The sequence below is a fragment of the Bartonella sp. AP19HLJMH genome, from assembly GCF_042196245.1.
Lineage (GTDB): Bacteria > Pseudomonadota > Alphaproteobacteria > Rhizobiales > Rhizobiaceae > Bartonella.
This window is the reverse complement of sequence record NZ_JBHIPX010000013.1, coordinates 41,691-57,721: the sequence shown is the minus strand read 5'-3', so window position 1 is coordinate 57,721 and position 16,031 is coordinate 41,691. Positions and strand designations below refer to the sequence as shown.

The following is a 16,031-nucleotide window of genomic DNA, read 5'->3' as shown; positions in this document are numbered from 1 at the left end:
TTAGCAATACTGATTGGACTATCAATTTTTCTCTCACACCCTAAAGGCACCAACAACTTTCACGCAACAAAGCACCAACAAGCAACTTTTTATTACCCCGTCTCTTTGCACCAAAACACGCACCCCTCTTTTTTCGTTAGCAATACTGATTGGACTATCAATTTTTCTCTCACACCCTAAAGGCACCAACAACTTTCACGCAACAAAGCACCATCGACCTTCATGCAACAAAGCAATTTATAATTATCCATGGTAAACAAAACCTTTGGGGATAAGTCTTAGATATGTATTAAAACTTCCATCGTTGATTGAACTTAATCTGCGTCTTTGCGAATGACGATAATAAGCAAGCCGTTAATCCAGCTCTTAAATACATTTACGATAATCCCGCGCGCCTCCCCTTCAGTTTCCACACAAAAAAACGCTTTAGCGTTCTTTTCTCAAGAGAACTCTTTATTCTTCTTCATCACTTACTTGTGGTGGGGGTGGTAAAATATAAGAGCCTGAAAGCCAACGATTAAGATCAATAGCTCGGCACCGTGTGGAACAAAAAGGATAAGAAGATTTTTGTGACATCTGACCACAAATAGGACAAGGATGCGGAGGACGGGTCTCTTTTTGCAAATTTAGCTCTTTTTGTTCTTGGCACACCTTTGTCATTGGCTTCTTCATTAACTTTTCTTCTGTTGCTTTTTTTTCATTTTTGCTTTTCTCTTTTTGTTGCTTTTCACCTTGCATTGATCTTACCTTAAAGTTTTTCTAATGCGTTTGTTCAGCCCAGTGAGTGAAAAGTGGATAGTGATAAGCGGTCAAGAGATCGGCTGTTTCAGCCAAAGGCAATCCCACAACATTAGAATAAGAACCCGTGATATGGACAACAAAAGCCCCTGCTTTTCCTTGGATAGCGTAGCCACCTGCTTTCCCTTGCCATTCTCCTGAAGCAAGGTAAGCCTTCATCATGGCAGAGGTTAAGCGTCTAAAGCGAACACGACTTTCAACCAATTTTACGGTTATTTTTCCACGTTCATTGAGCGCACAAATGGCACCATAGACCTTATGCGAACGCCCAGAAAGGTATCGTAAACATTCATAAGCCTCATCCTCGCTTTCTGGTTTGGGAAAAATGGTCCGCCCAACAGCCACCACCGTATCAGCCGCCAAGATAATCATTTTCTGTCCAGGTAATTTTTCTTGACCATTCTGCAACTCGTCTTGACCATTCTGACTGTACCAGCGCAAAATTTTTTGGGCTTTCAGTGCTTTTTCTTTTGCCAAACGTTTGGCAAGGTTTGCAGGATGTTCTTTTAATTTTGGCGTTTCATCAATATCGCTTGCATAAACCTGCTGGGGATCAATCCCTATTTGTGCCAAGAGCGCTAAACGCCTTGGCGAAGCGGAGGCAAGCACCAAATGAATTTCTTCTGTAAGAGTATCTGCCAAACGTTTTTCCCCCCACTCTCTTATATTTCTCATTTCCACCCCTTCACAATTGACTTCCCTCTCGCCCCCTTTAGCACCCCCTTTTAAGCGCCCCTTTAGCCTCCCTTTTAAGCGCTATTGATCTCCTTATCCTTTTTCCGCATCGATTTTACAGTTTTTCAAGGCTCTTCAAACACTCCCCTTTTTTCACTCATGAAAAGCAAACTAAAAAACTGTTAAAAAATAATAGAAATAATATGATAGCTTTTAGAAAAAAGTGCAAGCCACCCACGAGGCTACTTATAGCGATATGTAATACGCCCTTTTGTCAAATCATAAGGTGTCATTTCCACCATGATTTTATCACCGGCCAACACCCGTATACGATTTTTCCGCATTCTACCAGCGGTATGGGCAATAATTTCATGATCATTTTCCAGTTTCACACGAAACATCGCGTTAGGTAAGAGTTCAGTAACGATACCAGAAAATTCTAAAACTTCTTCTTTTGACATAAACAAACATTTCCTTTACAGTGCACATATTTTGTTAAGCTGCGCGTTATTTCCAGCGTTCATATCCTATTTTCTTAAGTTTGTGAATAAAAATTCCACAAAAAGGGAAAGGTTTTTCAAGTTTACTCTTCCATGCTCTCAAAAAACGTCATCCCACACCTTAAGAATCAAAACTTTTTTTCCACCAATTTTACCCGCTAATTTCCTTCAATTTTTATGATGATTTTGGTTTCAGTGTGACAAGAAATTACGCTAATTTTTTCCCCTAAAGCATTTTCCCAACACCTCTGACTAATCCCTCCACAACTTACGAACAATCATCCTCTCTCCAACTTTTCCTCACCTTCCACACCTTAAACATGTGCCCTTCAGATAAACACCACTCCCCCCACGCCAGAAGCCCTTCCTTTTCTCAAAAACCTTCTCCATTCTTCACACACCATTCACAACATGCTTCACTGCCCCACACTTCATACTCTACGCATTTCCCATACAGCCTTCCCCATTTTCTCTCTCTTCACACGCTTCCTCTAAGCCACTCCTTCCATTTATGTTGTTCTTCCTACCTTCGAAAACACGATCCCTATACATTGCGTATCATTAACCACAACGCCTCTAACGACATAAAGCCTTTTCCTTTTTTGCACATTTCCGTTTTTACGCTTTTACGTATTTACAGAATAAAGCCAAATGAAACTTCCACACCGCACCACTCTATAAACAATAGTATTACCCCAGCTTCTTGCCTAGCCAATCTCCCCCAAGCACTTCAGATCACCCCTCAAATGACACCACTTCATCAAGTACCATAAAAGCAAAGCGCTATCTCCTCACACCATCCCTTCACGCATCCCTTCGCACCACCGCCTCTTACCCCCTCTAGTCTGTTCATTCCTATTCCGCCCCCACACTCTCTTCTCCCTTCAATCTCCCTCCGCTTCATCCCAGCTTACCACTCCATTCACAGAAACTCTTTCCCCATTTATCTCTCCACATTCCATGCCATGCCAAAAGCATACACAATGCACAAATCCTCTACTCCTTTTTCACGAATATACGTTTTTAAGCTCCCCTTCTAATCATGATTTCGGAGCCGCGTGAGAGGGACAAAACAAGCCGTTAAGTTCTGGGGGTCAAGGACGCCGTTAGGCGCCATGTAATGGTCTCCTTGACCTTAAGAACCTAGGATTGTTAGTCCCCTCATTAAAAGCGGGCTTTAACAGCTTACTTGTAATCTATTTATATCTTTGTAATAATATACATTATGGATAGATTTATTGGGATAGGTAAGGCCGCTCAAGTTTTGGGTGTTTCGATCAGCACTCTACGCCGTTGGGAATGTGAAGGCAAAATTATTTCTGAGCATACGGCAGGAGGTCACCGCCGTTATGACCTATCTAGGTTTAGATCTGGGCTTTTCATTCGAGAGAACTATCACAAAGAAAAACCATTGCTTATGCGCGTGTATCGAGCCATGATCAAAAAGACGATTTAGAGCGACAAAAACAAGTTCTCGAGCTTTATTGCGCAAGCCAAGGTTGGACTTATGAACTCATCTCTGATTTAGGGTCAGGGATGAATTATCGTAAAAAAGGTCTTAAACGTTTATTGGATGCTCTCATTGAAAATGAAATAGGTCGTTTGGTGATTACGCATAAAGATCGTTTATTGCGCTTTGGTGCGGAATTGGTCTTCGCCATTTGTGAAGCCAAACAAGTTGAGGTTGTCATTCTCAATCAAGGAGAAGAAAGCAGTTTTGAAGAAGATTTAGCCAAAGATGTTTTAGAAATTATTACTGTCTTCAGTGCTCGTCTTTATGGAAGTCGTTCGAGAAAAAATCAAAAGTTATTAGAGAATGTTCGTCAAGCTGTAGAGGCATCGCAATGATTCTTGCTCACAAAATAGCTCTAGACTTAAACAATAAACAACGAAGCTACATGGCTCGAGCCAGTGGTTGCGCGCGCTTTGCTTATAATTGGGCACTGAAGGAATGGCAGCAGCAATATGAAGCATGGAAGAAAGATAATAATTTACCAAAGCCTAATGACTATGCGCTACGTAGACAATTCAATTCTCTAAAACGAGAACAATTTCCATGGATGATGGAAGTTACTAAAAATGCTCCACAAATGGCAATTACTCAATTGGGTGTGGCTTTTAAGAATTTCTTTTCAGGGAGAAGCCGATATCCCACTTTTAGAAAGAAAGGAGTGCACGATCGTTTTACTTTGACCAATGATCAAATACAGTTGCAAGGTTTCAAGATAAGAATTCCCAAGCTTGGTTGGGTTCGTCTGCGGGAACAATTGCGATTTCAAGGAAAGATCTTGTCAGCAACCATTAGCCGTAAAGCGGATCGGTGGTTTGTAAGTCTTAGCGTTGAAACAGATAATCAAGAGTCACTGAGCGAGAACCAAGCTATTGTTGGTCTTGATTTGGGCATCAATGCACTTGCAACGCTTTCGACAGGAGAAACCATAGGAGGCGTTAAACCTTATAAGGCTTTGCTAAATCGTTTACGGCGCTTATCACGAAGGCTAAGCCGTAAGCAAAAAGGCTCGAGCAATCGTTATAAGGAGAAACAAAAACTCGCTAAGCTTCATGCACGGATAAGTAATATCAGAACAGATCATTTGCATAAGGTTACAACAGATTTAATTCAGCGTTTTGGTACATTTTGTCTGGAAGATCTTCATGTAAAAGGCTTGCTGAAAAATAAGCATTTATCGCGTGCCCTTGCAGATCAAAGTTTTTTCGAGTTTCGCCGTCAATTGGAATATAAGGCGGCACGTTATGGTCGACAGATTGTTATTGCAGATCGTTGGTATGCGAGCAGTAAGATCTGCCATCATTGCGGATGTAAGATTGAACAATTGCCTCTTAACATACGTGAGTGGAGATGTTCTCATTGTGGTACACACCATGATCGAGACATTAATGCCGCGATTAATTTAAAAAACTTGGCGGTGAGTTCCACCGTATCAGCCTGTGGAGAGGAAGGCTCTGGCCAATGTCCTGTAACTTTGGTGAAACCAGCCTCAAAGAAGCAGGAAATCAACAGTATATTCAATCAGAAATGATCACATTTACATAAGTTTGATAGAACGGTCTGATCTCATGATTTTGGTGAGCGTTCCGGAGAGTTTGAGAGGCGGAAAGCCTCTCATTAAAAAATAAAGTTTATAAATAAAAACTATTTTCATTTGCCAATCTTCTGAAATTACTTTATCACTTAAAAGATATTTTGATCGTCTACGCAGCGATCAAGAGGGATTCAAAAACCCTAAGCTCTAGCGTAAAATGAGCCCACTCTTGTGGGTGTCCCGGAATTCCGGGAGTTTTTGCCATGTCCAGGTGCTTTAAGCACTAAAAGCAAAAAAACTGACTAGAGCTCAGTATTTTGACTCCCGGAATACCAATGCGAGGGCGCTCGCAACCGGAGGGGGGCTTGAAGTGCAAACCAAAAATCAAAATTTTATCGACATTCTGATAGGCAAAAGAATTCGTCAAAGAAGAATTGCCATGGGACTTTCCCAAAAAGAATTAGGAAACTATTTAGGTGTCAGTTTCCAACAAATCCAAAAATATGAAAAAGGCTTCAATCGTGTAAGCGCAGGGTGTTTACTCAAAATCGCCCAAAAACTGGAAGTTCCCATAAGCTTTTTTTATGCAGATATTGCCACAAAAGAAAATCTTTCAACACATGCCGCACACTATGATCAAGAAACATACAGCGAAAAAGAACATTCACTTTTGAAAAATTTTAGAGAGCTCCAGCCGAAAAAACAAAAAGCAATCTTATGGTTGATTTCTGATTAAGCAAAAGCGCACACAAAGCATAAATTCTCCGCATCATTTTACGGACATACGTTTTTATTTTACGGACATACGTTTTTATTTTACGGATCAACGTTTTGATGCTTCTCCACATTTACAGAAAGCAGCCAAACGAAACTTTCAAATTCCCCCCGCATCACTTTGTAAACATAGGTTTGTCAACAATACAGCTTCTTACTCTAGCCAATTCCCCTGCTGATTTCAGATCACGACACCACAAAGGATAATGTTGCATCAAACGCGACAGATACCTCCTATTTTAAAATATTCTTGCCCCTTCACCACCCTAAAGTAAGATCACGCAAAGCACCGGTCAATCCCACTTCAAAAACAACTTTCCCCACCCCCTCTTTCCTCTCTCGTCAACACACCCACCTCTTCATCCCCCCCAATCTTCTCTCCACATTCCATGCCATGATAAAATCATACACCACGCATAAAGTCCCAGCTTCCTTTTTTACACATTTCCGTTTTTACGCTTTTGCATATTTACAGAAAGCAGAAAATCTGTAAAAAATGCATTACACAATAACGTTTTCAACAACTGTCATTAAAATCTCACCTCCCTTTTCATCTAAATCCCCCTATTTTCACTTAAATCATAGATATAAACCGCCCTATTATTGTATTGAGCAGCATAAAATTTTTCGACAAATTCTAGCGATCAAAAGAGTGCATAAGAAGCATTTTACGACTTTTAAAAGAATTTTTATTTACACCCAGTGCTTTTTTGTAACGTAGAAGAGCACATTTAATTAATTGACTATAAGAAAGTTTGAAATGAGAGAAGCTTTTCGTTTTTCTCGTTCAACATCCACAACGATAACTCCTTCTTATAAATCAATTTTTTTCGTAATACAAAACGCACCAAAAGGAATAGACTTGTGTTGCATATTCACGCGCTTGTTTTAAAGAAAGATCTCTCAACGCTCATCACACCCATTTTGCAAAACGCCGCCCGTAAAGAAATGGTAAGCCCCCATGAAGTATATAAAATCCTTTCAGCCCTCCCCTATCTTTACGCGTATGGAAAAACACGTTTACGCTTATGGAAGAACAAGGCCGGCATCATCACAAAAACTCTGCCAGCTCCCAATGTTGCAGACAGCCTTCGGTTCAAGAGATAATTCATTAAAGGCATGCCTTTCTTGTACAGTTTTGACCCACATGCACGCCCCACCACTTATGATGTATAAGCCAAGTAATTTTAATTGATTTAATATGAGAGAACTGGTGATGAGAAATTTTATTATATTCAGCAACGCGCTTCACGTTAAAAAATGGTTATTTATTATTATAAATCAATATATTAATAAAGAAGAGAGTCATCATCAAGACGCTTACCTTTTTCTAAAAAAGGCTTCACACTGAAAGAAAACATCTAAAACTTAGATAAAAAAAAAGGTTTGCCTCTAATAAACAAACCTCTGCAGAAAATTATTCACATAACTTTCAAAATTTTAAATTAATCCCTCTAGAAGCAATAAAAACGCTTTAGAAGCACCAAAATGAATACAAAGATCAATTTAACACAATGTTAAGAAAAATCAAGAACAAAAAATTTTTATCGTTAATGCACCTTTAAAAAACGAGGCTTTTTAACCTACGCGGCTCAAAAGTCCGGGGCTTCTTCTACAAACGCCTCCAAGCCAATCAATCCCTTCATCTCTCTCAAAAGACAGCATAAAAGGTTCACAATACAAGTCTTCGCTAAAAAAAAATATCAATCGCCAGCGCTCATAAAAGCCAGCGTTGGTATAAAAGATCAGATTATCGAACAATCTTGCTAAAATATCTTCCCAATAAATAAAAAAGAAGCGGATTCTTAAATATTTCCGCCTCTTTAACAATAAAAATTATGATGAGGGATTATTAAAAAATTTCAAGACTGTGAAGGGAACCAATTTGATAACAATTCATACCTTACAGGATCATCGGCACACTGTCCACCACCACATTCCAGTATGGTAGAAATCAAATTTGCCGCAATCAAAAACACAAATAAAAAACTTGCCGCTTTACTCAAGACTGGAAAAGGAGAAAATTCTTTGAACTTGTGTGCCAATTCGCCTAAAATCATGACAAATGAGACAGCAAAGATACAAAGGACAGAAATAATGAAAGCCCAAGTATAAAAATGCAATCCAAAGAACGTTGAACCATATCCTAAATCATCGGGTGTGATATGCAAAAACACTTGCCGTGCTGCCACAGCACTGGTTACCATACAACCAAGAATAACCATACCATAATGGGTATTTTTCACCTTATGGTGAATATTGAGCAAGAACCCACAACCTGCCAGCATCAATCCAACGCGCTGCAGCAAACAAAGGGGACAAGGTAACTCAAACTTTACCAATTGATAATAAAAAGCCACCACCAAGACAATAGATAACCCAAAGAGTCCTAGCGTATTCATAAAGATGACGAAGTGAGGATTTTTTTGTTCAACATGTTCCATGGCTATTCTCTCAAAAAGATAAATTTAAAGTAGAAGTTGCGTGATGATTGAAAGTGAGAAGAATGACAACGAATAAAATTGCCCACAAAGCATAACTTATATTTTTTTTACCACACATAGTCGTTACTGCAGTACCTAAAGCGATTAAAAATGGAAGAAACATAGCTTTTAAATCTCCTTTACATCCGTTGTTTAACTCTTATTTATTTCAGCGTTCACCATATTACAAAATTGGGCAAAAAAGAGACCATGGATTTATTATTCACAATTCGTCACTCGCGATTGATATTGCCATTATATTTAAGTGAAAAAACGATATAATCGCTCAGAAGCACATCTCAACAAAAGCGTTAAAAGCACAAAAGCGTTGATTATTCGCTTCCCCTTATATCAGCCATTGTTAAAGATATATCGACAATTATAAAGATTATATCCCCTATAAAGATTATATCCCCCACTCACAAAAGAATCACTTGAACAACAAAATAAATAGGCTTTGAAATCGAGAGCTATACATCTCTTTTTTTCTCAAAAGAATATCCTCATTTTGCAACACATTTTTGACATAAAAATCTCTTTTTCTCATAAGCAATGTTTCAAATTGCAACAGATTTTATATCATATGGTGATCTTGTTTATTTTAGCAAATAAAAAATAAGACATTTTTTAAAAAAAACTTATAATCAATGGCTTTTCCCCAATACACTTTTCCCTCTTATCTTAAATAAAAGACAATACCGCAAGCTCAACAGCCTCATGGGTCCCACGCCACCCCGTGACATTGCCCTCCCCGCTCACAAGAAGTGCTTCATTCCTTCAATACTTTAGTTTTTCATCTCTCGAGATCCCCTTTAAATTTTTAGCTTTCCGCCTTATTTGAAAAATAACTGTTTCTCTGTCATCAATTGGCTTTGCAAAAAGAATATAAAACTTTAAAAAAATAATGATAAAGAATCGCATTGAACCTTTGAAAAGGATAGAGAATGATGAAAAAATCATGTGATGTGGCGATTTTAATGGGGAGCCAATCGGATTGGCAAACGATGTGCCATAGTGCAGATATTTTGACGAATCTTGGTATTTCTCATAGTTCGCATATTGTCTCAGCACACCGAACTCCTGAACGCCTTTATCAATTTGCAAAAGATGCAAAAGAAGCAGGGTTTAAAGTTTTAATTGCCGGTGCGGGGGGTGCAGCGCATCTTCCAGGTATGTTAGCAGCCCTTACTCCTCTTCCTGTTTTTGGCGTTCCAGTGCATTCTCACTCTCTTTCTGGTCAAGATTCTTTGCTTTCAATCGTGCAAATGCCAGCAGGGATACCCGTCGGCACATTAGCAATTGGCAAAGCAGGTGCAATTAATGCAGCACTTTTAGCCGCAGCCGTTATGGCCGTTTATGACCATGATCTCGCCCAACGATTAGAAGATTGGCGTCAACAACAAACAGCCAATGTCGCCCAAACGCCTGTAACGGAGGTTTAAAATGGCACCGTTTTTCAACACCTCCTCAGCCAACACCACCCCCTCCAACACCACTCCCTTCACCATGTTACCTCCAGGCAGCGTCATTGGTTTAATCGGGGGCGGACAATTAGCGCGGATGCTCGCCATAGCGGCCGCAGAATTAGGATTTCGAACCGTTATTTTTTGCCCTGAAGCCGATTGCCCAGCCGCTCAAACAGCAAACAACCATATTGTTTCCTCCTATGACGATATATCAGCTTTAGATCATTTTATTTCTCAGTGTGATGTTGTCAGCTATGAATTTGAAAATCTTTCGCTTCAAACGGTTCAATATGTAGAAAAGAATAAGCCTGTTTATCCTTCTTCCAAAGCATTAGAGATCACGCAAGATCGACTTTTTGAGAAGCAATTTTTGCGTGATCAAGGGATTGGCACCGCGTTATGGCACGCTGTTGACAATTCTTCTTCTCTTCTTTCCGCTCTTGATACCTTAGGCGGACGTGGTCTTTTAAAGACGCGTCGTTTTGGTTATGACGGGAAAAACCAGATCAAGCTTGATCACCCAGATGAACAAACCCTTGACGAAGCCTTAAGGACTTTTCAAGAACAGCCTTGTATTTTGGAAGAAATAGTTCCTTTTTTATCGGAAATTTCGGTTCTCTCGGCCCGCACAAAACAAGGAGAACATATTTTTTATGATTGCCCTGAAAATCAACATAAAAACGGAATTCTTCATAAGTCCTTTGTTCCATCACATATTCCACTTGACGTGCAAAAAGCAGCTCAAGAAATCAGTGTAACAGTCATGGATGCCCTCGATTATGTTGGTGTTCTTTGTATTGAACTTTTTGTCTTAACGAATGGTCATCTTTTAGTGAATGAATTAGCACCGCGTGTCCATAATTCTGGTCATTGGACACAAAAGGCATGCATAACTTCACAATTTGAACAGCATATCCGTGCTATTTGCGGACTTCCCTTAGGCAGTCCCTATCGCCATAGCGATTGCCAAATGACCAATCTTCTTGGTAACAATTTTAGCACGTTAAAATATTTTCTGAAGCAAGAGCGCACATCGATCCATTTATATGGCAAAAGCACTGTTCACCCCAACCGCAAAATGGGGCATATCATCCAATTACTGGGACCAGCCAACAAATCTTAAGCCCACATATATACAAATACTTTTTCACACTTTTCCCCCAAATGAACTGAAAAAACAACCTCTCCCCCACACCGATATCCAGCGGCTTCAAAAGCGCCCCCCCTAACCTTTTAATTCGCCCCTGAAAGGGCGTGAAGCCCTCCTACAAGCTCCTTCTCTTCCATGCCCCCACCCTCAAAGATACAAAACCACACCAATCAACAATCCAACAGCTCCTCCTCCTTTTCTCAAAAACATCCCCCCACGACTAAAAGCAATTCACCAGCCCCCAAGTTCATCACCCCTCCACCTTCCACCGCATAAATATTCCCCCATAACATACGCAGCCCCTTCATTTTTCTTTTAATGCCAATCTTTAGGCCTTTTAATTCCAACCTTTAGAGGATAAACTTACCTCTTGCGGCCTATAGAGAGCATTCTAACAATGCGTTCTCATTGCCTCTAGTCTCCCTTTTTATGTTCATTTTTTCACAAAATTGCCAAGCGCTCCGCACCACCCCTTGAGTTTCATGTCAAAGATATCATTACAGTACTAAGCTTATCCATCATAGCAATATCCTCTCTCCCCTCATAAGGCGATATTACCTGTGTCGTATTTTCTAGGGCTTGAAGCGTCTCTCCTTATTTCATTTCGCGATAAGGCTTAAAAGAGCAGATGTACATACACTCCACACTGAAAGAAAACCGTAAATTTAGCTTACACGCTAAAACACCAGCCGCTTAAAATATCACTCACTTTAATATCTGTAATATTTGTGACCTCCGTTATGTCTATCGCCTTCGTTCTTTCCCCTATAAAGTTACATTATTCAAATTTGCGCGCCTAACCGCGCTCAAGGACGAAGATTTCTGTGCCAATCTGTCAACAATCAAGCTTTTCTTAAGTAAATTCAACCGGCTAAACACTTCAATATTAAATGCCTCTTCGCCTATAGTTTAGTGATAAAATATAATTGTACTCACAAAACGAATCTTTTATATAGCGGCACGAAAAATTGTACATGCCTCATAATAATAAAGGGAAGATGCGCTACAGACGTAGCAAGTCATTCGTATTATAATTATAACAAGTACAGAAATCTTTTTTCATTTCATAAAAATAGTCTGAGAAACTGAGTTATTCGCTTTATCAAAAGACAAAACCTTCAAGAAACAAACGAATATCAACATGACAAAACCAAACCTATCAAATGCATCACCAAAAGAACAAAATGATACATCTTCTCAATGGGACTTAGTCCTCGATATCCAAAAAGAAGTTAAGGAAACATTAAAGGCTGGTGTTGTTTCACTGGGAGAATTTATATTCATAATCTTTATAAGCGTCTGTTTATACATTTTTCTCTCAATATTAGGCCATGCGGATAAACCTCAAATGGATGCTGCAAGTTTAATCGGGCTGATATGCGGATTAATTCTGTACGGTTCGATACCAATCTCTTTGGTGCTACGGATCATAGTAAAGAAGAAACTGAAAAAAGTAATGAAACAACTAGACGAAGCGGTTGCTAATCAAAATATAATAAGGAGAGAAAAATGATTGAAGCTATAATATTAGGGCGCATTCTAGGGATCATTGTCGGTTGTGCAATAATAACATTATCCGTTTGGCTTGTTTATTCTACCATTAAATATCGAAAACTGTACCGTAAAGCGCTTACAGGACTAAACTTAGCAATTCAAAAATGTAATAAAGAAATTAATAAATAAAAAAAGTCGTGAAAAACGTGGTGTTAAAATACCATAATCCTTATTTTCATATTTCTAGACGTATTTAATGTGATTACCAGTTATTGATGACCCATATTGAGGGTATGAGATTTTTCATAAGGGGACGTTTGAAACTATAGGCATGATATTATGTGCGTATAGCCAATACAAGAAACAATTCCAACGGCTCCCCCTCTTCCCCCACTTCAAGCATTTCAGCCGGCGCACGCACCTGACAGGGCTTCACAAGCCCGCAACAAACAAGCCCCTTACGTTTTAAGAAGTCCCCCTTTGCCCTTAACGACAAAAAACCACACCACTTCAACAATCCAACGGCGTCCCCTCTTCCCCCCACTTCAAGCATTTCAGCCGGCGCATGCACCTGATAGGGCTTCACGAGCCCCCACAAACAAGCCCCTTGCGTTTTAAGAAGCCCCCCCTTGCCCTTAACGACAAAAACCCACACCACTTCAACAATCCAACGGCTCAACAGCGCTCCTGTTCTTGCAACACTCCCTAACAGAGCTTATTTGTTTAAAGCTGAAAAGGCTTTTACTTTTTTCCACTCTTTGTGCTTTTTTGTGTCCTTTTTTTACGAGAAAATTTTTACCTTCAAGGCAACCATTAACACACCCTAAGGAATTTGTAAGGGATATACCCTTGACAAGAATAAGACTTCTTGTTAAATCTCTCCTACTTTTTTGCAATTTTCACTTATCGTTGTGCTAATGAAGTGGTTAATGCGTACCTTAAGAGTGCGCTTTTCTTTTTGTGATCACAGTGAAAAAGTGTATCGTGTGATGTTATCATGCAAGTACGATATCGCAATGCAATGCTCATAGAGTAAGCAGTCTATTGGGGTTGTAATATTGTATTTTCGTGTTTTAATATTGTATTATAGTATTGTGTTACGTAAACTATTTAAACGGTGAATATGATGAAAATTAAAAATTCGCTTAAAGCACTAAAAGAGCGCCACCGTAACAATCGTTTGGTGCGTCGTAAGGGTCGTGTTTATATTCTTAATAAAACGAACCCACGTTTTAGAGCACGTCAGGGCTAATTCTTTTAGGACTAATTTCTTTAGGATCAATGTTTTTATGCCTACTTTGATTGTAGGCTTAAAAAGATTTTCTTGCGTTTTTTTGGTTATAAGTCCGTTGATTACAAGTCTAGTATTTGATAATATTTGGTGATTTATCTTTTGGGGGCTTGTTTTTATGGATTCTTCTATTTTTTTAAAAGCCTTTCGATTTTTTCAGCTGCGTTTTTTCTGTATTTTTCAGCGTGCGTTTTTTCTTTTTTTTGTTGGTGTTTTTTGTTTTGTTCCCTCGAGCTATGGGCAAAATCCTCCTTCTCTTCCTGAAGATCGGCCTTCTCCACAATCGCTTTTACCGTTAGATGATCTTATTCCCAATTCTCCTCCCCCTTCCTCAACGCCCTCCGATTCTGATTCCTCGGCGGTTATTCTTGAAGATCTTGACAAAGAGCAGCTTTCCCATGTTGACAGAGTTAAGCAGCGCAAAGAAGCAGAAATTTCACGTTTACTCAAAGAATTGAAATATTGTGCTGATGTTGCTAAAGCGAAAAAGATCAGTCAACAACTTCAACATTTATGGTCCCAATCGGGGAGTGAGACGATTGATCTTTTAATGTCATGGGCTGAAAATGCACTCAACAGCGACGATTATGGACTTGCGCTTGATTATATTGATAATGCTCTTGCACTTTTACCTACTCATGCTGAAGCTTGGGTAAGGCGTGCTTGGATTCACATTCAGCTGAACGATTTCAAACTTGCCCTGCTTGATCTCAACCATGCTCTTGAACTTGAGCCGCGCAATTATAGTGCTTTTTTTGAACTTGGCGTTGTCATGGAAGCAACGGAGCGTCCAAAACTTGCTCTTAAAGCTTATGAAACAGCATTGGATTACTATCCACAAATGCGCAGGATTCAAAAGCGCGTTCAAGCTCTGTTAGACGAACAATCACCCCAAGCTCTTTGAAACCATTCAAGAATAAGACGCTTTACGGAATCCTTTCAAACCTAGATAAGACGCAAGCCGGCTTCACATTCCACTCAATAAACTGCCCCTGCTTATAACCCCCCCCCAATTGACAGTGTCTTTTTTTGAAACTTAGCCATTACCATGGAAGCAAAGGAGCGTCCAAAACTTGGCTCTTAAGATTGATGAAACAGCATTGGATTACACATGCGCAGGATTCAAAAGCGCGTGCAAGCTCTGTTAGACGAACAATCACCCCAAGCTCTTTAAAACCATTCAAGAACAAGACACTTTACGGCATCCTTTCAAACCTAGATAAGACGCAAGCCGGCTTCACATTCCACTCAATAAACTGCCCCTGCTTATCCCCCCCCAATTGACAGTGCCTTTTTTGAATTTGGACTTTTTTGTATTGAAGGCATCTTCCAAACACTGCCAATATGCCCCTTACAGAATTTCTTCTCATAGCAAGCATACGGGCTTCACGCCTAAGTCCTCTTCACGCCGTTTCTTCTTTTCACACCTTCCATCATGGATAAAAAAAATTGTAAACACGATCCTCAAAAAATACTTTTTGAAAAAAGCTTAAAACATCGCTTAGCGCCTCTAATAAACTATCACCGTCTGTTTTTTATTTATGAGCTTCAACCATATAGAAGCACATACCGTATCGGCTCTCCTCCACCCCTCAAAGTTGATAAAACAGCCCTGAAATATGGCTTCACAAAGCAAAAACTTCAAAGGTGCAACACCAATTCAACCAACATCCTTGAATAAGAAATATTCCTTTCAAAACTCCTCCAAGCATTACCACGAAACATAAAAATCAAGTACTGTCCCAAAAGAGCCAATCAAGCCATTGCCAATAAACCGTTCTGCGTCACTCAATCACCCACCCCCACTCATATTTTTTGCTTTTTTACTTTGAATAAGCCATCCATCATACAGCCATTTCGAGCAACCACCAGCAAGGTTATAAAAACTCTCCTGAAATACTTTATGAAAAAGAAGAGAGCGAGGTTATTTTATCCCTAGCAGAAACTCTGAAATTGTTTTATATTAAGGAGGGTGTTCTGCGCTTCTCGACAGGAAATAACGTATTCCTGAGACCTTAATGATCTCCAAGGGAGCTGTCCCTGATCAAGCCCGTGGGCTTTTTCATATGGCGCCCACCTATTTGTATAGGTTCCCGGGATCAGCTTTTTCCATCGGCTGTTGTGGATCACCCTTTATTTATATAACTTTTTTACATCAAATTTTTCCAGCTAAAATTGAGAGCGTCCTTTTACATAAGACCAATGACGATATTCTCTTTTCAAGAAATAAAAATTACGATAAGCTTTATTTTATAAAACAGACAGCACTTACAAAATAATCCCCTCTATGAATCTGCTTCCCCCTTTCGCACACAGCAACGCAAAAGCGGCTTGTCGCACCAAAATACCCCCTAAA

General features: G+C 39.6%; 17 protein-coding genes, 1 other RNA gene and 1 pseudogene. 12 read left to right on the top strand and 7 right to left on the bottom strand.

Annotated features, from left to right (window positions below; genetic code table 11):
- On the top strand, positions 1-180 hold a 180-nt coding region (locus tag ACFINR_RS07060), incomplete at its 5' end, for a hypothetical protein (RefSeq protein ID WP_375653662.1).
- 273 nt (positions 181-453) lie between these two features.
- Here the strand turns inward: ACFINR_RS07060 and yacG are convergent.
- From yacG to ACFINR_RS07040, 4 genes are all read right to left on the bottom strand, one after another.
- The gene (gene yacG / locus ACFINR_RS07055) at positions 454-738 is read right to left on the bottom strand and encodes a DNA gyrase inhibitor YacG (protein ID WP_375611670.1); all 285 of its coding nucleotides are present in this window, start codon (positions 736-738) and stop codon (positions 454-456) included.
- Positions 739-759: 21 nt separating this feature from the next.
- Positions 760-1,473 (bottom strand): Maf family nucleotide pyrophosphatase, encoded by a 714-nt coding sequence (locus tag ACFINR_RS07050; RefSeq protein ID WP_375611669.1) that lies wholly within the window; start codon positions 1,471-1,473, stop codon positions 760-762.
- A gap of 242 nt (positions 1,474-1,715) precedes the next feature.
- Positions 1,716-1,934: a translation initiation factor IF-1 gene (infA, locus tag ACFINR_RS07045; RefSeq protein WP_004857577.1), complete on the bottom strand. Its 219-nt coding sequence runs from the start codon at positions 1,932-1,934 to the stop codon at positions 1,716-1,718.
- A 799-nt stretch (positions 1,935-2,733) separates the two neighbouring features.
- Positions 2,734-2,877, bottom strand: coding sequence for a hypothetical protein (locus ACFINR_RS07040; protein WP_375653658.1), 144 nt, complete (start codon positions 2,875-2,877; stop codon positions 2,734-2,736).
- Positions 2,878-3,198: 321 nt separating this feature from the next.
- On the opposite strand from ACFINR_RS07040, the pseudogene ACFINR_RS07035 reads away from it, so the two are divergent.
- The 4 genes and pseudogenes from ACFINR_RS07035 to ACFINR_RS07020 all read left to right on the top strand — a co-directional run bounded on the left by ACFINR_RS07035 (position 3,199) and on the right by ACFINR_RS07020 (position 6,898).
- Positions 3,199-3,821 (top strand): annotated as a pseudogene (locus tag ACFINR_RS07035) (IS607 family transposase).
- A complete protein-coding gene (locus ACFINR_RS07030) occupies positions 3,818-5,014 on the top strand; it encodes an RNA-guided endonuclease InsQ/TnpB family protein (RefSeq protein WP_375653654.1) in 1,197 nt (398 codons plus the stop codon). The pseudogene ACFINR_RS07035 and the gene ACFINR_RS07030 overlap by 4 nt, the downstream one beginning before the upstream one ends.
- A 373-nt stretch (positions 5,015-5,387) precedes the next feature.
- Positions 5,388-5,753, top strand: coding sequence for a helix-turn-helix domain-containing protein (locus tag ACFINR_RS07025; protein ID WP_375613591.1), 366 nt, complete (start codon positions 5,388-5,390; stop codon positions 5,751-5,753).
- A 902-nt stretch (positions 5,754-6,655) separates the two neighbouring features.
- Positions 6,656-6,898 carry a hypothetical protein gene (locus tag ACFINR_RS07020; protein ID WP_375631866.1) on the top strand — a complete coding sequence of 81 codons (243 nt, stop codon included), beginning with the start codon at positions 6,656-6,658 and terminating at the stop codon, positions 6,896-6,898.
- A gap of 755 nt (positions 6,899-7,653) precedes the next feature.
- On the opposite strand, the gene ACFINR_RS07015 is transcribed toward ACFINR_RS07020, so the two are convergent.
- Complete coding sequence (locus ACFINR_RS07015) at positions 7,654-8,235, bottom strand: disulfide bond formation protein B (RefSeq protein WP_375613594.1); 582 nt, start codon at positions 8,233-8,235, stop codon at positions 7,654-7,656.
- A gap of 10 nt (positions 8,236-8,245) precedes the next feature.
- The gene (locus ACFINR_RS07010) at positions 8,246-8,398 is read right to left on the bottom strand and encodes a DUF5993 family protein (protein WP_273790835.1); all 153 of its coding nucleotides are present in this window, start codon (positions 8,396-8,398) and stop codon (positions 8,246-8,248) included.
- Between the two features lie 820 nt (positions 8,399-9,218).
- Here ACFINR_RS07010 and purE point away from each other — a divergent pair.
- From purE to ACFINR_RS06990, 4 genes are all read left to right on the top strand, one after another.
- Positions 9,219-9,716: a 5-(carboxyamino)imidazole ribonucleotide mutase gene (gene purE / locus ACFINR_RS07005; protein WP_375621476.1), complete on the top strand. Its 498-nt coding sequence runs from the start codon at positions 9,219-9,221 to the stop codon at positions 9,714-9,716.
- A 1-nt stretch (position 9,717) separates the two neighbouring features.
- Entirely contained in the window at positions 9,718-10,863 is a 1,146-nt protein-coding gene (locus ACFINR_RS07000) for a 5-(carboxyamino)imidazole ribonucleotide synthase (RefSeq protein ID WP_375653650.1), read from the top strand.
- 1,168 nt (positions 10,864-12,031) lie between these two features.
- Positions 12,032-12,403 carry a hypothetical protein gene (locus ACFINR_RS06995; protein ID WP_375653646.1) on the top strand — a complete coding sequence of 124 codons (372 nt, stop codon included), beginning with the start codon at positions 12,032-12,034 and terminating at the stop codon, positions 12,401-12,403.
- The gene (locus ACFINR_RS06990; RefSeq protein WP_375621480.1) at positions 12,400-12,573 is read left to right on the top strand and encodes a hypothetical protein; all 174 of its coding nucleotides are present in this window, start codon (positions 12,400-12,402) and stop codon (positions 12,571-12,573) included. Before ACFINR_RS06995 ends, ACFINR_RS06990 begins: the two co-directional genes overlap by 4 nt.
- 148 nt (positions 12,574-12,721) lie before the next feature.
- Here the strand turns inward: ACFINR_RS06990 and ACFINR_RS06985 are convergent, their stop codons facing one another.
- Entirely contained in the window at positions 12,722-13,063 is a 342-nt protein-coding gene (locus tag ACFINR_RS06985) for a hypothetical protein (RefSeq protein ID WP_375653642.1), read from the bottom strand.
- A 447-nt stretch (positions 13,064-13,510) separates the two neighbouring features.
- On the opposite strand from ACFINR_RS06985, the gene ykgO reads away from it, so the two are divergent.
- The 3 genes from ykgO (at position 13,511) to ssrS (ending at position 15,807) form a co-directional block, all read left to right on the top strand.
- Complete coding sequence (gene ykgO / locus ACFINR_RS06980; protein ID WP_004863016.1) at positions 13,511-13,636, top strand: type B 50S ribosomal protein L36; 126 nt, start codon at positions 13,511-13,513, stop codon at positions 13,634-13,636.
- 157 nt (positions 13,637-13,793) lie between these two features.
- Entirely contained in the window at positions 13,794-14,579 is a 786-nt protein-coding gene (locus ACFINR_RS06975) for a tetratricopeptide repeat protein (RefSeq protein ID WP_375613597.1), read from the top strand.
- A 1,067-nt stretch (positions 14,580-15,646) separates the two neighbouring features.
- A non-coding RNA gene (gene ssrS, locus ACFINR_RS06970) (6S RNA) lies at positions 15,647-15,807 on the top strand.
- Positions 15,808-16,031: the final 224 nt, after the last annotated feature.